Source organism: Caulobacter segnis, assembly GCF_019931575.1.
In the GTDB taxonomy this organism is placed as follows: Bacteria; Pseudomonadota; Alphaproteobacteria; order Caulobacterales; family Caulobacteraceae; genus Caulobacter; species Caulobacter segnis_C.
This window is the reverse complement of the sequence record NZ_CP082923.1, coordinates 4395297-4412090: the sequence shown is the minus strand read 5'-3', so window position 1 is coordinate 4412090 and position 16794 is coordinate 4395297. Positions and strand designations below refer to the sequence as shown.

Sequence of the window (16794 nt, the reverse complement as noted above, 5' to 3'; positions counted from 1 at the left end):
TTGTTCGACGAGGACGAGATCGCCGCGCTGATCCAGCGCGGCGAGATCCTCGCGGCCTACGATCTCGCCCGCGCCGCGTTGGAGGCGGGTGAGACCTCGCGCGAGGCGGCCTACGCCGCCGTGCTCTGCCTGGCCCGCTCGGGCGCCGTCGACTTCGCGCGCGCCGAGTACGTCCGGCTGGGGTTGGACCGGGCCGAGGACGACAGCGACGCCGTCGCCCTGGGCGCGCGCCTGCTGAAGGACGTGGCCCTGTCCGCCCGAGGCCCGCGCCGCGCCGCCTTCGCCAAGGCCTCGATCCGCCGCTACGAGCGGCTGTTCCAGCAATTCGGCGGCCTTTACGGCGCCATCAACGCCGCGACCATGACCCTGGTGGCGGGCGATCCGGCCGGGGCCCGGGCCCGCGCCGCCGCCGCCCTGGAGATCCCGCCGCCGCCGGGCCTGACCGGACAGGCCGCCTACTACGAAGCCGCCAGCCGGGCGGAAGCGCGGTTCCTGACTGGCGATCTCGACGGCGCCCGCCGGACGATGGCGTCCGCCCTGGCCCACGCGCCGGACGCCTATGCCGCCCACGCCTCGACTCTGCGCCAGCTGGACATGCTGTGCCGAGAGACGGGCGTCGACCCGGCCTGGCTGGCGCCGTTCCGCCCGCCGGTCTGCGCCCATTTCACCGGCCATATCCTGGGTCCCGCCGACGACGGCGCGCGCCCCGACTGCGCCCTGCGCCGCCAGATCGACCAACTGCTGAAGGACCAGGGCGTCGGCTTCGGCTACGGCAGCCTGGCCGCCGGGGCCGACATCGTCTTCGCCGAGGCCCTGCTGGCGGCGGGGGCCGAGCTGCACGTGGTGCTGCCGGTCAGCCGCGCCTCGTTCGTCGAGATCTCGGTCGCGCCGTTCGGCGTCGAATGGCTCGAGCGTTTCGAGCGCTGCATGGCGCGCGCCGCCACCCTCCGCCACGCCTCGCAGGATCCCTATCGCGGCGACGAGCAGGTGTTCGCCTATTCCAGCCAGGTCGCCATGGGCTGCGCGGTGCTTCGGGCCCAGACCCTGTCGACCGAGGCGATCCAACTGGCGGTCTGGGACGGCCACGAGACCGGCGGGCCGGCCGGGGTCTCGTACGACCTGGCCTATTGGGCGCGAAGCGGCCGGCGGCGCGCGGTGGTCCCGATCGACCGGGTCCCGCCGCCTCGCCAGCCGCCCGCGCGGCCGGGCGAGCCGGTCCGACGCGCCATGAAGGCGATGCTGTTTGCCGACGTCCAGGGCTTCGGCGCGCTGCGCGACGACCAGATCCCCGCCTTCATCGAGATCGTGATGGGCCGAATGGCCAAGGCGGTCGAGGGGCTGGCCGCGCGGCCGACCCACGTCGAGACCTGGGGCGACGGTCTGTTCCTGGTCTTCGACCAGCCGATCGACGCGGCCCTGGCGGCCCTGGCCCTGCTGGAGGCGCACAAGGCGCTGGACCTGAAGTCCCTGGGCCTGCCCCGGAGCCTGGGCGTGCGCATCGCCGGCCACTACGGCCCCGTGCACCTGCGCACCCATCCCCTGACCCACGCGCCGGCGGTGATCGGCGCCCACGTCGTCGTCGCCGCTCGCCTCGAGCCCGACGTCGCGCCGGGGTCGGCCGGGGTCAGCGAGGCCCTGGCCGGGGCCCTGGCCACCTTCCACGGCGACAGCGTCGCCTGCGGCTATGTCGGCCGCACCCAGGGGCGCAAGGGCTTCCCGGCGACCCCCATCTTCAGCCTGACCCGAGCGCCTTAGCGGACGTCGCGCAGCCTCAAGGCGAGGCGGCAATCGATTGCCTCTTAGGCGGGTTTCGCGGACCGTCGATACGCGATCCGCATCCGGTGTGCAGATTCGCACATCGGAAATGGCGGTTTTTCTTCACGGTCTAGCTGTCGACCGCGACGAGCCAGGTCCGGGCGGCTGAACGTCTCTGTAGGCCCTCGTCACTGGGAGGCTCGCATGACCGACACCGCCCTCTGTCCGCGCCCGCCGCCGGCCGCGTGAACCGACTAAGGACCCGGCCACCCGCCGGCCGGGTCCTACTTTTCGAAACGCCATTCTCCGGGATCGCGGCGACGTCCGCGCGCGACCCGCCATGCCCATGGGAGCCCGACATGCTTCTCGACAAGTCCTCCTCCTCTTCTTCCGACGCCGCCAACGCCGTCCTCAACGCCGCGCCGCCCATCGACGACGCCGCCGCCCGCCTGCTGCGCCATGTCCTCAAGGTCTGGGCGCGCGAGCAGGGCGTGTCCGAGGCCGACGTGCCGGCCTTCATCGACGGCGTGTTCCACCACGCCGCGAAGACGATCCGGGACGGCCGCTTCTAACGTGGCGGTGCGCAGCCTCCGTCTCTTCGCCGAGCGCGGCGCCGGTCCGGCGCCGGCCAGGAGCTATGGGGGTGGCGCCGAGGCGCTGCCCCGGCTGGCCGTCGTGTCGCCCGAGCCGTTGCCCGCGCTGGAGACCGAGGCCTGGCGCCGCCTGCGCCTAATGGTGGCCGAGGGGCGCCGCCGCGCCGCGCCCGCCGCCGACATCGCGCGGGTCACCTGGTTTTCCGACCCGTCGCTGCTGAACGCCTGGGTCGACTTCACGACCGCCGCCGAGGCGTGGGATCCCGCCGTGCGCGGCGACGCCCGCAACCTGGCCGAGGACATCGTCAGCTACGCCCGTGACGTGGCTCCCGAACTCTACCGCCGCCTGGCGGCCCTGCTGGCGCCGTTGAAGACCCGCGCGCCGTCGCTGGAAGAGGCCCGGGCCAGCCAGGCGATCCTGGACGCCCTGAGCCGAGCCGCCGAGGAGCGCGCGCGCCGCGCCGCCGCGCTGGGCGGGACGATCGCGCCCCTGGCCCGGGCCGCCGCGCGACTGGGCGCGGTTTTCGCCGGCCGCGAGCGCAATCCCCCCGTCCGCGTGGTGCTGCCCCATGTTCCGGGCGTCTGCCTGGCCTATGACGACGCGGGCCTGGCCTGCGCCAGCGACATGGCGACCTTCGACAAGCGCCAGTCCTGGATGCTGGAGCCCAGCGGCGAGGCCTATGTCCTGGTCAGCGCGGCGGATCCCGACCTGGTGCTGGTGGTCGATCAGGACGAGGACCTGATCCCGCTGACCCGGACGCCGCCCCCCTTCACCTTCGCCGATCGCGGGCCCCGGCCGCGCGTGGCGCGCCGCGACCAGATCCCGGCCGACGCCGCCCGCTTCCTGGTCTCGGTGTCGTCCGACCTCTACCTGCAGAACGTCAGCTACCAGACCCTGGCCCTGGAGTGCCCGGGCGACGGCGGCTGGCGGCACGGCGCGCCGGTGGTGACCATGCTCAAGCGCGGCGGCGCGACCCAGCGCTGGTCATTCGAGCCGCCGCTGCGTTCGCGTCAGGAACTGATCTTCCACGACGTCGTCGCCCCGGCCGCGGACCATGGGCTGGAAGTGGGCGGGCTGGCGCGGCTGCAGGACGACTGGATGGCCATCGCCGACGATCTGCGCACCGGCGCGGGACAGGTCCTGCGCTGCGCCGAACGCAACCAGCCCTTCGTCGCCACGGGTTCGGTGGTGGACGTCCTGGACGGCTGGCGTCGCCTGGCCGCCGAGGCGCGCGTCGCCTCGACCGACCTGGTCGACTGAGCGGGAGGCGCCGACCATGCTGGATGCGATCCTTTCGAGTCTTCTGGCGGGTTCGCCCCTGGCGGCGGCCCTGAAGGTCGCCGCCGTGGCGGCGGGCTTCTTGCTGGGCGTGCGGCTGCTGGCGGCCGGCGGACGCACGGCCGACGATCGCGACCGGATGCTGGTCGAGGCCGCGCGGCGTCATGGCCCCGCGACGAGGACGGCCGATCGCGCCGATCCCGCCCTGCCGATCGGCTAGCTGGACAAGGGTCCCGGCCGGCGGAAGCGCAGGATGACGTCCACCCCCTCCGGATGCTGGGCCAGGGCGTCCTGGACCATCAGCAGCAGGGTCTCGGCCGAGACGTGCAGGTCGACGACCTGGGCGCTGTCCTCATAGACGATGTGCGAGTGCGGCTCGGGCACGGTGTCGTAGACCAGCTCGCTGGTCGTGGTCGGCAGCCGGCCGATCAGGCCGTGCTCGGCCAGAGCTTCCAGATGCCGGGCCAGGTCGCCGGCCGTCACCGCCAGCCCGGCCTCGGCCGCCAGCTCGGCGATCTCGGGCAGGGACAGGTGGGTCTCCGGCGACTCCCGCAGCAGCGCCAGCAGGTGCGCCGGCGCGCCCCGGCCGGACAGCCCGGCGCGGCGCAACTCTTCCTGGAACACGGCGTCGACCGTGTGGGGCATGGCGTCCTCCCTGGAAGTCGGACCGGGCGCGGTCGTTGAGGCCGCCGCGCCCTGGTCCTCGAAGTCTTCTACGCCAGATCGAACCGGTCCGCGTTCATCACCTTGGTCCAGGCCGCCACGAAGGCGGCGACGAAGGTGATGTCGGACTCGGCATAGACCTCGGCCAGGGCGCGCAGCTGCGAGTTGGAGCCGAACACCAGGTCGACCCGGGTGGCGGTCCATTTCGGCGCGCCGGTCTCGCGGTCGCGGCCCACGAACTCGGCCTCGTCCTCCGAGGTGGCGGTCCAGACCACGCCCATGTCCAGCAGGTTGACGAAGACGTCGTTCGTCAGCGCGCCGGGACGCTGGGTCAGCACCCCGTGGCGGGACCGGCCGGTGTTGGCGTCCAGCGCCCGCAGGCCGCCGACCAGGGCCGTCATCTCGGGCGCGGTCAGGGTCAAGAGCTGGGCGCGGTCGACCAGCAGCTCTTCGGCCGTCAGCGGCGAGCCGGCCTCCAGGTAGTTCCTGAACCCGTCGGCCCTGGGCTCCAGCACCGCGAACGAGGCGATGTCGGTCTGGTCCTGGCTGGCGTCGACCCGGCCAGGCGTGAACGGGACCTCGACGTCGAAGCCGGCGTCCTTGGCGGCCTTCTCGACCGCCGCCGAGCCGGCCAGCACGATCAGGTCGGCCAGCGAGACGGGCTTGTCGAAGCCGGCGCGGATTTCCTCCAGCCTGGCAAGCACGTTCGCCAACTGGTCGGGCTGGTTGACCGCCCAGTCCTTCTGCGGGGCCAGGCGGATGCGCGCGCCGTTAGCGCCGCCGCGCTTGTCCGAGCCCCGGAAGGTCGAGGCCGAGGCCCAGGCGGTGGCGACCAGCTGCGGGACGGTCAGGCCCGAGGCCAGCACCTTGGCCTTCAGCGCCGCGATGTCGGCCGCGCCGATCGGCGGATGGGTCGCGTCGGGCAGGGGGTCCTGCCACAGCAGCTCTTCGATCGGGACCAGCGGGCCCAGGTAACGGGCCTTGGGGCCCATGTCGCGGTGGGTCAGCTTGAACCAGGCGCGGGCGAAGGCGTCCTGGAACTGGTCCGGGTTCTCGTGGAAGCGCTTGGAGATCGGGCCGTAGTTCGGATCCAGCCGCAAGGCCAGGTCCGTGGTCAGCATCATCGGCGGGTGCGTCTTCGAGGGATCGTGCGCGTCGGGCGCCCGCGGGCCGGCGCTTGGATCCTTCGGCGTCCACTGGAAGGCGCCGGCGGGGCTCTTGGTCAGCTCCCACTCGTGGCCGTACAGGGTGTCGAAGAAGCCGTTGTCCCAGGCGATCGGATTGGGCGTCCAGGCGCCTTCCAGGCCGCTGGTGATGGCATGGACGCCGACGCCGCTGCCGAAGCTGTTCTTCCAGCCCAGGCCCATCTGCGACAGGCCGGCGGCTTCCGGCTCGAGGCCGACCTGGGCCGCGTCGCCCGCGCCGTGCGCCTTGCCGAAGGTGTGGCCGCCGGCGATCAGGGCCACCGTCTCCTCGTCGTTCATGGCCATGCGCGCGAACGTCTCGCGGATGTCGCGGGCGGCGGCCAGCGGGTCGGGCTTGCCGTTCGGACCTTCGGGATTGACGTAGATCAGGCCCATCTGCACGGCGGCCAGGGGCTTATCCAGCTCGCGGTCGCCGGTGTAGCGGGCGTCGCCCAGCCAGGTGTCCTCGGCGCCCCAGTGGACGTCCTCCTCGGGCTCCCAGACGTCCTCGCGGCCGAAGGCGAATCCGAACGTCCTGAAGCCCATGTGCTCCATGCCGACGTCGGCGGCGAAGATCATCAGGTCGGCCCAGCTGATCGCCGCGCCGTACTTCTTCTTGATCGGCCACAGCAGACGGCGGGCCTTGTCCAGGTTGCCGTTGTCCGGCCAGCTGTTCAGCGGCGCGTAGCGCTGCTGGCCCGCCCCCGCGCCGCCGCGACCGTCGCCAGTGCGGTAGGTGCCGGCGCTGTGCCAGGCCATGCGCACGAACAGCGGGCCGTAGTGGCCGTAGTCGGCCGGCCACCAGTCCTGGCTGTCGGTCAGCAGGGCGATGATGTCCCGCCGCAGGGCCTCGATATCCAGCGTCTTGACCGCGTCGGCGTAGCGGAAGCCCTTGGGCATCGGGTTCGACAGCGCCGACTGCTGGTGCAGGATCTTGAGGTTCAGCTGGTTGGGCCACCAGTCGCGGTTCGAGCGCCCCCCGAAGCTGGTGTGGAACCGGACGCCATGCCGCAGCGGGCACTTGCTGGTCGGTTCGATCAGTTCGCTTCCGTCCATCTGTTCTTTTCTCCGGTTCTGACTTCGTTGATGCGTCTTGGGTGTTGGCTGGCCGCGCACGGGCGTGCGCCGTCGAGCGACGGGCGCGTCGTGGCTGGCGGAGGATGGAGATCCTGACGCTTCTTCCCGGGCGGCCCTCTCTGGTCGGATTGCCTGCGCGAAGTGTTCGCCCAACTTGACGATAAATAGAAGCGGCAACCTGTAATGGCTGTGATAGGCTGAAGCTATGAGCCTGGAGCGGCCGACCCGATGAATCTGCGCGACCTCCGCTATCTGTTGGCCCTGGCCGAGCACGAGCATTTCGGCCGGGCGGCCAAGGCCTGCGGCGTCAGCCAGCCGACCCTGTCGGTGCAGATCCGCAAGCTGGAAGACCTGATGGGCGTGGTGCTGTTCGAACGCAGCAGCAAGACCGCCGCCCCGACCAGCGCCTGCCTGCAACTGATCGACCACGCCCGCGCGGCGGTGGTCTCGGCCGAGACCCTGCTGTCGACCGCCCGGGCCCTGCGCGATCCGCTGGCCGGCCGGTTCCGGCTGGGGATCATCCCGACTCTCGCGCCCTATCTGCTGCCGCTGGTCTTCGCGCCGCTGCGCCAGGCCCTGCCGGCCCTGGAGCTGGAGCCGTGGGAGGACCAGACCGAGCCGCTGCTGGAGCGCCTGCGCGCCCACGAGCTGGACGCGGCCCTGCTGGCCACCGACGTTCCCGGCGCGGACCTTCTGAGCCGGCCGCTGTTCGCCGAGCCATTCCTGGCCGCCCTGCCACCCGAGCATCCGCTGGCCCAGCGTCCGGTGATCGCCGAGGCGGACCTGGCGCCGGACATCCTGGTGCTGTCGGACGGGCACTGCCTGCGCGACCAGGCGATCGAGGCGTGCGGCTCGGACGCGGGCGGCGGCGGATCCCTGCGCGCGGCCAGCCTGCCGACCCTGCTGAACATGGTCGCCGCCGGCTACGGCACGACCCTGATCCCAGGCCTGGCGGCGGGAGCGGCCGAGGACGCCGGCATCGTCCTGCGGCCGCTGGCGGCGCGAGCGGGGCGCACGGTGCGGATCGTCTGGCGCGCGCACTTCCCACGCATGCCGGTGGTCGGCGCGGTCGGCGACGTCATCGCCGACCGGCTGCGCGGTTTCGCCGAGGGCGCGGCGGCTGGGGCCGTCTAGCGCGCGGCTACTTCTTCTTGGTCTTCTTGGAGGCGATCTCTTCCGGCGTCAGCTTGCGGACCTCGGTGACCGGATAGGTCGTCGGGCCGATCGAGCCCGGCACGATGATCTCGGCGTCCAGGCCCTGACAGATCCACGAGCTGCCGCGCGCCTTGATGCCGATGCGCTGGGTCCAGTCGATGTCGGGCGAGCGCGAGAACAGGGTCAGGCGATAGACGGTCTTGGAATTGATCGAGACGTCCACCGTCTTGTCGTCGACCACGTTGAAGCCGCTGACGTCGCCGGCGCGGAAGCAGGAGCGCTGGGCCGGGGGCATCTTCGCTTGCTTGCTGGCTTCCGACGCCAGGACGGGGCCGGCGAGCAGCATCGCGCCCAGCGCGACGGAACCGATCAGGACACGCATGATCAAACACTCCAAATGGCGCCCGCCGGAATACATCCTCGCGCCGAAGCGTGACCGGCTCAAGGCTCGAATGTTTCAAGCGTCGAGGGCCGCGCCAGCCGCAGGATCGCCATCCCGACCAGGGCCGAGGCCAGCGACCCGGCCAGCACCCCGATCTTGGTCTGGTCGATCAGGCGCGGGTCCTTGAAGGCCAGGGCGCCGATGAAGAGGCTCATGGTGAAGCCGACGCCGCACAGAACCGCCACGCCGTAGAGCTGGGCGAAGGAGGCCCCGCGCGGCAGGCGCGCCCAGCCCAGCTTGATCAGACCGAAGGCGACGGCGAACACGCCCAGTTGCTTGCCCAGGAACAGGCCCAGGGCCACGCCCAGCGGCGCGGGCGCCAGCAGGGCCGACAGCCCGACGCCGGCGAAGGACAGGCCGGCGTTGGCGAAGCCGAACAGCGGCGTCACCCCGAAGGCGACGGGTCCGTGCAGGGCGTGCTCCAGCCGGTGCAGGGGCGAGTGGCCGCCCTCGCGCAGCGGGATGGTCAGGGCCAGGGCGACGCCGGCCAGGGTGGCGTGGATCCCCGACTTCAGCACCAGGACCCACAGGACCGCGCCCAGCAGCAGATAGGGCCAGAGGCTCAGGACCTTCAGCCGGTTCAGGGCGACCAGGGCCAGCAGCACGACGCCCGCGCCGGCCAGGGCCAGCAGGTGCAGCTGGGCGGTGTAGAACAGGGCGATGATCACGATGGCCGCCAGGTCGTCCATGATGGCGATGGCGGTCAGGAACACCTTCAGGCCCGTCGGGACGCGCGGCCCGAGCAGGGCCAGCACCCCCAGGGCGAAGGCGATGTCGGTGGCCGAGGGTATCGCCCAGCCGGCGACGCTGTCGGGATGTCCCGCGTTGAAGGCCAGATAGATCACGGCCGGCAGGGCCACGCCGCCCAGGGCCGCGGCGCCGGGCAGCAGCACGTCGGCGGGGCGCGACAGCTGGCCGTCCAGCACCTCGCGCTTGATCTCCAGTCCCACCAGCAGGAAGAACAGGGCCATCAGCCCGTCATTGATCCAGTGCTGGGCGCCCATCGGTCCGATCGGCGTGTGCAGGGCGTGGACATAGGTCTCGGCCAGGGGCGAATTGGCGACGATCAGGGCCAGGGCCGCCGCCGCCATCAGCACATAACCGCCCGCCGCCTCGTTGCGCAGGAAGTCGGCGAGGGCGCGGCGGGCGCGCAGGCTGATCGCCTTCAGCGCCATCTCAGAGCGTCCTCAGGAAGCGATTGGCGAAGGCCAGGCCAACCAGGCCCAGACCGCAGGCCACATAGGCCCCGATCGCCAGGAACTGGCCCCACGCGATGTCGAGCTTGGCGAACGACTTCACCAGCAGCAGCGAGATGCTGCCGATATAGCCGAACGAGTCGGCGACATAGATCAGGAAGCCGGCGGTGCCGATCTTGCCGGTGGCGGCGATCATCCGGTCGAACAGCATGGCGTTGAACGGGGTGTAGCCCATGTAGAGCCCCGCTCCGGCCAGGATCATCCACCAGACCGGCGGCAGCACGTGCAGCTGGAAGGCCAGGGTCGAGGCGCCCAGCAGAGCAAAGCCCAGAGCCACGAAGCCGAGGTTGAACGCCACGGCCCGGCGGTTGTCCTTGACCCCCATCAGGGCGGCCAGGCCGACCAGCACGATGGCCGCCACCGGCAGTTCCGACAGGGTGAAGATCGAGGCGGCGTTCTTGAAGCCCAGTTCGGCCCAGATCTCGGCCGAGAAGTTGTCGCGGAAGTCGCGCAGCGCCGTCAGCATCACATAGACCGCGATCAGCAGGACCAGGGCCGGGGCGTGGGCGGCGAACAGGGCGATGCGGTCCTGGCGGTTCATCGGCGCGCGGCGCACGCGCTCGGCCTCGTCGGCGGCGCTGGGCGGCGGCAGCTGCGAGAGGGCGACGACGGCGACCAGCATCAGCGGCGCGAACACCAGGCCCGATATCGCGGGCATCCAGCGCTCGTCGACGTTCGCCAGCAGCAGCATCTTGCCGACCGACTTGGCCACGCCCGACGACAGGATGAAGCTGGCGCACAGCATGGCCCCCAGCACCTCGGTCAGGCGCCGGCCTTCCAGGAAGCCGAAGACCAGGCCCCAGATCATGCCCAGGCACAGACCGTTCAGATACAGGGCGATCGGCCCGAGCGCCGTGGGCAGCACGCCGAACAGCAGCAGCGCCATCTCGGCCCCGAAGATCAGGATCAGGATGGCCATGGCCCGCCGGCCGGCCCGCATCTCGGAGATCACCTTGACCCCGATGAACTTGGCCGTCGCGTAGCCGGCCACCTGGGCGATGACGAGGGCGATCTTGAAGTCGAAGGCGAACGGCCAGCCGTCGGGATGGGCGAAGGCCGCGGCGGTGAACGGCTTGCGATAGCCGAACATGGCGAAATAGACCGCGAACGAGGACAGGCCGCCATACAGCGCGAACAGCCAGGGCGGAGCCGAGGCCAGGAAGCGGGTCACCGGGCCTTCGCGGACAGTCGCATCGGCCGTTGGGGTCATGCTGTCGTCCACTTCGTCTCGCCAGGGATCTTCAGCTAGCCCGCTTCGCGGGAAATGTGAATCGAAGCCGCAGGCGTCTTGCTCGGGCAAGGTGAGATTGAGCAACCTTCAGGTCGGGAAGGTCGCGAGGTCAGCATAGGCGCGACGGTTTGTCGCAAGTTCAGAATATAATGGAGTTGTTGAGGTTTGGCGTTGATCTTCCGGATCGATGATCACGCCCTTCGACCAGGATATCGACGCCCTGCGGGCCAGCGAGGCGCTGTTCCGACTCCTGGCGGAACAGGCGGGCGACGTCATCAGCCGGCACCGTCTGACGGGCGAGATCGACTATGTCTCGCCGGCGATCGAACGCGTCCTGGGCTGGAAGGCGCAGGACCTGATCGGACGGGTCTCGTGGGAGCTGCTCGATCCCCAGGACGCGACGCGGGTGCGCGCGGCCCTGGACGGCATGCTCGCGGGGGCGGCCGAGCAGAGCATCGAATACCGCGCGCGCGCCAAGGATGGCCGCCTGGTCTGGGTCGAGGCGCACCTGCGTCTCGTCCGTGACGAGGCCGGCTCGCCCCAGGAGATCGTCGCCGTGACCCGCGACATCGACGCGCGGGTGCGCCTGGAGGAGGAGGCCCGCGAGACGCAGAGACGCGCGCTGCTGGCCGAGCAGATCGCGGACGTCGCGTTCTGGCGCGTGGACCTGCGCACCAATGCGGTGAGCCTGTCGCCGAAGTTCCTGGACATCTACGGACTGCCTCGGGACGCGCGGCTCTCCTTGGCCGAAATCCTGCGCCATTTCGCGCCCGAGGACCGCGCCCGCGTGCGCGCCGAGATCGCCGGCCATCTGCGCGCGGGAACGCCGTCGCGCAACCGCATCGACCGGATCGTCCGCCCGGACGGCGAGATCCGTCACCTGCTCGGGAGCTTCGAGTTCGATCTCGACGCCCAGGGGGCGCCGGCCGTGATGTTCGGCACCCTGATCGACGTGAGCGATCTGGTTCGGGCGCGCGAGGCCCTGGCCCAGACCGAGTCGCGGTTCCGCGACCTGTCCACGGCGACGCGGGACATCGTGATCGAGGTGGATCGCAAGGGGCGCATCATCTTCATCAGCGCCGCGGTCGAGAAGGTGCTGGGCTATGGCGAGACCGAGCTGATCGGCCAGAAGGCGGCGCATCTGACCCATCCCGACGATCTTCCGGGACTGGTCCGCGGCTTCGGCGCCCTGATCGCCGATCCCACCGGCGTTCCGCCGATCCTGGAGGCCCGCGCCCGCCACGCGGACGGCCGCTGGGTCTGGCTGCAGGGGCGACCCGTCGCCGACATGACGGCCGGGCGGCTCCACGGGGTGCTGCGCGACATCACAGACTGGAAGCAGGTCCAGGACGACCTGGCGGCCGAGCATGCCCGCGCCGAGGCGGCGCTGGAGGCCCGTTCGGCCTTCCTGGCCAATATGAGTCACGAGCTGCGCACCCCGCTGACGGCGGTGATCGGCTTCGCCGCCCTGGTCGAGGGGCTGGAGGACCTGCCCGACAAGGCGCGCGACTATGTCCAGCGCATCTCGACGGCCGGCAAGGCCCTGCTGTCGGTGATCAACGACGTGCTGGAGCTTTCCAAGCTGGAGAGTGGTCAGGTCGAGCCTCACCTGGCGCCGTGCGCGTTCACGCCCCTGGTCGAGGACACGATCAAGATGTTCGCCCTGGGCGCCGTCGAGAAGGGCCTGGAGCTGCGGTTACGCATGATCGACCCGCCGCCGCGCGTCCTGACCATCGACCCCGACCGCGTTCGCCAGGTGCTGATCAACCTGATCGGCAACGCGATCCGCTACACCGACGTCGGCTCGGTGACGGTCGAGGTCGCCTGGCGCGGCGACTTCGAGGAGCTGTTCGTGGCCGTGCGCGACACGGGCGTGGGCATAGACGCGACGCACCAGGAACAACTGTTCAAGCGGTTCTCGCAGGTCGAGGCCTCACGCTCGCGCTCGCGCGGCGGCACGGGCCTTGGACTGGTCATCAGCAAGGGGCTGGTCGACGCCATGGGCGGTCGGATCGGCGTCAGCAGCCGGCCCGGAGAGGGCAGCAGCTTCTGGTTCGCGATCCCGGCCACCGTTCCCACGCGCGACCCGGAGGCGGCAGACACCGAGACGGTCTTCGAACCGGTGCGCGCCGGCGGCCGCATCCTGCTGGCCGACGACAACGCCCTGAACCGCGAGATGACCCGGGCCATCCTGGGCGTGTTCGACGCCGAGATCGTCGAGGCCAGGGACGGTCGCGAAGCCGTGGCGGCCGCCCGTCGCGAGGTCTTCGAGCTGATCCTGATGGATATCCGCATGCCGGGCATGGACGGCGTCGACGCCACGCGCGCCATCCGCGCCGAGCCGGGGCCGAACCAGAACGTCCCGATCCTGGCCTTCTCGGCCGACATGGACTTCCAGGCCTCCGACCTCTTCGACGGCATGGTCCGCAAGCCGGTCACGGCCGCCAAGCTGATCGAAGCGGTGGCGGGCGCGGCCCGCGACGCCGAGCCCGCCCAAACAAAAACGCCCCTCGCTGAGCGGGGGGCGTCTTCGTAGTTCCGAATTCGGAAGGGGCCGTTTAAGCGGCCTTGACCAGCGACTTGGTCAGGATGCCGATGGCGGCTTCGCGGTCGATGCGCTCGATGGCGGCGACTTCGCGGGCCATGCGGTCCAGGGCCGATTCATACAGCTGGCGTTCCGAATAGGACTGTTCTGGCTGGTTCTCGGCGCGGTGCAGGTCGCGGACCACCTCGGCGATCGAGATCAGGTCGCCCGAGTTGATCTTGGCTTCGTATTCCTGGGCGCGACGCGACCACATGGTGCGCTTCACGCGGGCGCGGCCCTTCAGCGTGGTCAGGGCCTGATTGACGACATTGCCTTCCGCCAGCGGGCGCAGGCCGGCCGTCTTGGCCTTCTTGGTCGGGACGCGAAGCGTCATTTTTTCATGGTCGAAGGTGATGACGTAGACTTCGAGCGACATACCGGCCACTTCCTGGGTCTCGACCGCCTGAATGGTGCCAACGCCGTGCGCGGGGTAAACGACGTGATCGCTGACCGAGAATTCCAGACCGCTCTTGCTCATGTTCGTCCTCATCAATGCGGACCCATCGGATCCGAACGCCGTGTTCCGTCCCAAACCAAAAGCGACAGGGTCCCGCTCCGCGGAATACTGGGTGCGGGGCCAAGCCTGTCAGGATTTGGAATAGATCTCTAAGACACCCTTCGCCTTCGATCGGGCGAGCCGGTTCAAATTGGTTTCTCGAAACGGCTTCTTCGACAAGACGGACCGGTCGCGAGAAGCCGCAACCGTCACGTCGTCAGAGACAATAGCATAAAATTCAGCCCGATGAAAGGGTTGCGTCCCGACATGCGGGATCGCGCCGCCAAGCTTTCGCGGTTTGGCGGGGGTTCAACCTTCAGAAATCGGGGTGGGGATCAGGATCCCTTGCCGGGCTTTTCGCTGAAATACTTCTCGAACTTGCCCGTCTCGCGCTCGAAGTCCTCGCGATCGGCGGGCGGCTCGCCCTTGACCGTGATGTTCGGCCAGACCTTGGCGTAGTCGGCGTTGACGCGCAGCCACTTGCCGTCGGCCTCGTCCTCGGTGTCCGGCTTGATGGCGTCGACCGGGCATTCCGGCTCGCAGACGCCGCAGTCGATGCATTCGTCGGGATTGATGACGAGGAAGTTCTCGCCTTCGTAGAAGCAATCGACCGGGCACACCTCCACACAGTCCATGAACTTGCAGCGGACGCAGGCGTCGGTGACGATGTAGGTCATCGAGAACTCGAATGGTCGGACGGGTGTCGGCGGGCGCGTTTTCGAAGTCCCAGCGCCGCTTGTCAATGCGGCTTGCTCCCCTAAGCGTTCAGGAAATCTCAAGACGGGGGCCTGCAGCGGCGGCTTTCTGCGATCGCTTGGCGGATCGCGCGGCTATGTCGCGCGACAACCCGCCGTCTGGACGCCAACCCTTTCTTATCGAACGAACGTGATTATGCCGGCCTGGAAAGCCCCAATAAAAACAAGGTCGGAATGCCGACATTATGAAGATTGACGCCCTGGCTGTCCCGTCCGGCGTGGAAGCCGACCTCGCCACGCGCGCCTTGGCGAAGGCGCGCGCGCGGGCGTTCGGTGAATTCGTCCGTGAAATTCCCTTCGCCGCCGCCCTTCTGGACCGGGACCTGACCCTGGTGGCCGTCAGCCGCGAATGGGCGCTCCAGGGCATCGCCGCATCTCTTTCGATCGGCGACGACGCCGGGGCCGGCGGCCTGGTGGCCTCCGAGGACGCCGGCGTGCTGCTGACCTGCGCCGAGGCGGGGATCGCCTTCTCGCGCTACCTGCCGACCCTCGGCGACGACGGCGTCCAGCGCGTCTGGCGCACCGAGTTCAGCGCCTGCCTGGACGGCGACGAGCCCTATGCGGTGATGATCACCGCCCGCGACGTCACCGGCTATGCCGAGAGCGTGCTGCGCGCCGAGCGCGACCAGCAGCGCCTGAAGATGGCGCTGGAACTCGACGACCTGCTGGTCCGCGAATACGACCTGCGCACCGGCGAGATCTATTTCTCGGGCACTGCGCCCGAGCTCCAGCGATATTGCGTGTTCGACAAGGATCCGCTGGAGATCGTCCATCCCGACGACCGCCAGCGCTGCGCCGACGCCGTGGCCACCCGCAAGATCGGCGAGGCCCGGGTCTTCGAGTTCAGGCTGAACCGCGACGACGATGTCGAGACCTGGGTCCGCTCGGTCGGCAAGGTGTTCGTCGGCGCCGACGGCAAGCCCGAGAAGCTGGTCAACCTGTTCAAGGACATCACCGACCGCCGCCGCCAGACCGAGGCGATCGAGACCCTGGCCTTCAAGGACCCGCTGACGGGCCTGCCCAACCGCGCCCTGTTCCAGCACCGCTTCCAGGAGGCGGTGACGGCGTCCGAGACCCTGGGCGAGGTGTTCGGCCTGATCATGATCGACGTCGATCACTTCAAGGACATCAACGACACCCTGGGCCACGACGCCGGCGACGCCCTGCTCAAGCGCCTGGCCGGCATGCTGCAGCACGCGTTCCGCAGCAACGACACCGTGGCGCGCCTGGGCGGCGACGAGTTCGCGGTGATCCTGCGCGGCCTGCGCGGCGAGGCCGACATGACCCGGCCGATCGAGAAGCTGCAGGAGTTGCTGCGCCGGCCCATCGAGCACGGCGGCCGCAGCTTCACGGCCAGCGCCAGCATCGGGGCGGCCCTGCACGGCGATCCCGACGCCGATCCGGCCCACATGATCAAGAACGCCGACATCGCCCTCTACCGGGCGAAGGAGGCGGGCCGGAACCGCAGCATCGTGTTCGAGCCGTCGATGCGGTCCGAGGTCGAGCGGAGGCTGGAGCTGCTGCGCGACGTCCGCGCGGCCCTGGCCGAGAACGAGTTCACCCTGTTCTACCAGCCGGTCGTCGACATCCGCGAGCACAGGGTCGCCGGCTTCGAGGCCCTGATGCGCTGGATCCATCCCGAGCAGGGCGTGCTGACCCCGACCCGCTTCATGCCGGCCTTCGAGGACCAGGACCTGTCGCTGAAGCTGGGCGACGTCGCCTTCGAGGCGGCGCTGAAGCAGATGCGGCAATGGCTGGACCAGGGCGTCGAGTTCGGCCGCGTGGCGGTCAATATCAGCTCGGCCCAGTTCCGCTCGGGACGCCTGGCCGAGGAGATCCAGGAGCGCCTGGCCCGCTGGAACGTGCCGTGCGAGCGGCTGACCATCGAGGTCACCGAGAATGTCTATATGGGCTGGGGCTCGGACCTGGTCAGCGAGACCGTCCGCCGCCTGCACGAGGCCGGGGTGATGATCGCCCTGGACGACTTCGGCACCGGCTACGCCAGCCTGGCCAACCTGCGCCAGTTCCCGATCGATCGGCTGAAGATCGACAAGTCCTTCGTCCAGAACGCCGAGGACGAGGCCATCGTGAAGGCCGTCATCACCCTGGGCACGTCGATGGGCATGAAGGTCGTCGCCGAGGGCGTCGAGGACGCCGAGCAGCTGGCCGCCCTGGCCCGCTACGGCTGCGACCAGATCCAGGGCTACCACTTCGGCCGACCCATGCCGGCGGACGCCGTGGCCGGGTTCCTGAAGGGATTCGGGAGTAGCGCTCGCCCTTAGTGGCCTCCGGCGCCGCGCGTCGTGTAGCCTCTGGGCATGACG

General features: G+C 70.0%; 14 protein-coding genes. 7 read left to right on the top strand and 7 right to left on the bottom strand.

Features of this window, described 5'->3' with window-relative positions; translation table 11 throughout:
- The 4 genes from K8940_RS20215 (at window position 1) to K8940_RS20200 (ending at window position 3847) form a co-directional block, all read left to right on the top strand.
- Window positions 1–1755 carry a tetratricopeptide repeat-containing protein gene (locus K8940_RS20215; protein WP_223391842.1) on the top strand — a complete coding sequence of 585 codons (1755 nt, stop codon included), beginning with the start codon at window positions 1–3 and terminating at the stop codon, window positions 1753–1755.
- A gap of 359 nt (window positions 1756–2114) precedes the next feature.
- Window positions 2115–2327, top strand: a complete 213-nt coding sequence (locus K8940_RS20210) for a hypothetical protein (protein ID WP_223391841.1) — start codon at window positions 2115–2117, stop codon at window positions 2325–2327.
- 7 nt (window positions 2328–2334) lie between these two features.
- Window positions 2335–3609, top strand: coding sequence for a hypothetical protein (locus K8940_RS20205; protein WP_223391840.1), 1275 nt, complete (start codon window positions 2335–2337; stop codon window positions 3607–3609).
- Window positions 3610–3625: 16 nt separating this feature from the next.
- Window positions 3626–3847: a hypothetical protein gene (locus K8940_RS20200; RefSeq protein ID WP_223391839.1), complete on the top strand. Its 222-nt coding sequence runs from the start codon at window positions 3626–3628 to the stop codon at window positions 3845–3847.
- Here the strand turns inward: K8940_RS20200 and K8940_RS20195 are convergent.
- On the bottom strand, window positions 3844–4272 hold the full coding sequence (locus K8940_RS20195; protein ID WP_223391838.1) for a transcriptional repressor: 429 nt from the start codon (window positions 4270–4272) through the stop codon (window positions 3844–3846). The two genes, K8940_RS20200 and K8940_RS20195, sit on opposite strands and share 4 nt — an antisense overlap.
- A 68-nt stretch (window positions 4273–4340) precedes the next feature.
- Window positions 4341–6530, bottom strand: a complete 2190-nt coding sequence (gene katG / locus K8940_RS20190) for a catalase/peroxidase HPI (protein WP_223391837.1) — start codon at window positions 6528–6530, stop codon at window positions 4341–4343.
- A 249-nt stretch (window positions 6531–6779) separates the two neighbouring features.
- Here katG and K8940_RS20185 point away from each other — a divergent pair, with 249 nt between their 5' ends.
- Window positions 6780–7685: a LysR substrate-binding domain-containing protein gene (locus K8940_RS20185; protein ID WP_223391836.1), complete on the top strand. Its 906-nt coding sequence runs from the start codon at window positions 6780–6782 to the stop codon at window positions 7683–7685.
- A gap of 7 nt (window positions 7686–7692) precedes the next feature.
- Here the strand turns inward: K8940_RS20185 and K8940_RS20180 are convergent, their stop codons facing one another.
- From K8940_RS20180 to K8940_RS20170, 3 genes are read right to left on the bottom strand one after another with little or no spacing between them, the layout of a single operon-like run.
- Window positions 7693–8088 (bottom strand): DUF6491 family protein, encoded by a 396-nt coding sequence (locus tag K8940_RS20180; protein WP_223391835.1) that lies wholly within the window; start codon window positions 8086–8088, stop codon window positions 7693–7695.
- 59 nt (window positions 8089–8147) lie between these two features.
- Window positions 8148–9323 (bottom strand): Na+/H+ antiporter NhaA, encoded by a 1176-nt coding sequence (gene nhaA / locus K8940_RS20175; protein ID WP_223391834.1) that lies wholly within the window; start codon window positions 9321–9323, stop codon window positions 8148–8150.
- Window position 9324: 1 nt separating this feature from the next.
- Complete coding sequence (locus K8940_RS20170) at window positions 9325–10614, bottom strand: DUF5690 family protein (RefSeq protein ID WP_223391833.1); 1290 nt, start codon at window positions 10612–10614, stop codon at window positions 9325–9327.
- A gap of 208 nt (window positions 10615–10822) precedes the next feature.
- Between K8940_RS20170 and K8940_RS20165 the strand changes: the two genes are divergently transcribed.
- Window positions 10823–13171: a PAS domain S-box protein gene (locus K8940_RS20165; RefSeq protein ID WP_223391832.1), complete on the top strand. Its 2349-nt coding sequence runs from the start codon at window positions 10823–10825 to the stop codon at window positions 13169–13171.
- 22 nt (window positions 13172–13193) lie between these two features.
- Here K8940_RS20165 and K8940_RS20160 read toward each other — a convergent pair whose 3' ends face one another.
- Together K8940_RS20160 and fdxA are read right to left on the bottom strand one after the other, a co-directional pair.
- Window positions 13194–13697, bottom strand: a complete 504-nt coding sequence (locus K8940_RS20160) for a CarD family transcriptional regulator (protein WP_047408402.1) — start codon at window positions 13695–13697, stop codon at window positions 13194–13196.
- 353 nt (window positions 13698–14050) lie between these two features.
- Window positions 14051–14392 carry a ferredoxin FdxA gene (gene fdxA, locus K8940_RS20155; protein ID WP_223391831.1) on the bottom strand — a complete coding sequence of 114 codons (342 nt, stop codon included), beginning with the start codon at window positions 14390–14392 and terminating at the stop codon, window positions 14051–14053.
- 263 nt (window positions 14393–14655) lie between these two features.
- On the opposite strand from fdxA, the gene K8940_RS20150 reads away from it, so the two are divergent.
- Window positions 14656–16752, top strand: a complete 2097-nt coding sequence (locus tag K8940_RS20150) for a putative bifunctional diguanylate cyclase/phosphodiesterase (RefSeq protein ID WP_223391830.1) — start codon at window positions 14656–14658, stop codon at window positions 16750–16752.
- Window positions 16753–16794 lie beyond the last annotated feature (42 nt).

Coding starts and splice junctions, on each gene's coding strand:
- K8940_RS20165 (WP_223391832.1), top strand. CDS start 10,823: ATGATCACGCCCTTCGACCAGGATATCGACGCCCTGCGGGCCAGCGAG.
- K8940_RS20210 (WP_223391841.1), top strand. CDS start 2,115: ATGCTTCTCGACAAGTCCTCCTCCTCTTCTTCCGACGCCGCCAACGCC.
- K8940_RS20170 (WP_223391833.1), bottom strand. CDS start 10,614: ATGACCCCAACGGCCGATGCGACTGTCCGCGAAGGCCCGGTGACCCGC.
- K8940_RS20200 (WP_223391839.1), top strand. CDS start 3,626: ATGCTGGATGCGATCCTTTCGAGTCTTCTGGCGGGTTCGCCCCTGGCG.
- K8940_RS20195 (WP_223391838.1), bottom strand. CDS start 4,272: ATGCCCCACACGGTCGACGCCGTGTTCCAGGAAGAGTTGCGCCGCGCC.
- K8940_RS20180 (WP_223391835.1), bottom strand. CDS start 8,088: ATGCGTGTCCTGATCGGTTCCGTCGCGCTGGGCGCGATGCTGCTCGCC.
- K8940_RS20185 (WP_223391836.1), top strand. CDS start 6,780: ATGAATCTGCGCGACCTCCGCTATCTGTTGGCCCTGGCCGAGCACGAG.
- fdxA (WP_223391831.1), bottom strand. CDS start 14,392: ATGACCTACATCGTCACCGACGCCTGCGTCCGCTGCAAGTTCATGGAC.
- K8940_RS20150 (WP_223391830.1), top strand. CDS start 14,656: ATGAAGATTGACGCCCTGGCTGTCCCGTCCGGCGTGGAAGCCGACCTC.
- katG (WP_223391837.1), bottom strand. CDS start 6,530: ATGGACGGAAGCGAACTGATCGAACCGACCAGCAAGTGCCCGCTGCGG.
- K8940_RS20160 (WP_047408402.1), bottom strand. CDS start 13,697: ATGAGCAAGAGCGGTCTGGAATTCTCGGTCAGCGATCACGTCGTTTAC.
- nhaA (WP_223391834.1), bottom strand. CDS start 9,323: ATGGCGCTGAAGGCGATCAGCCTGCGCGCCCGCCGCGCCCTCGCCGAC.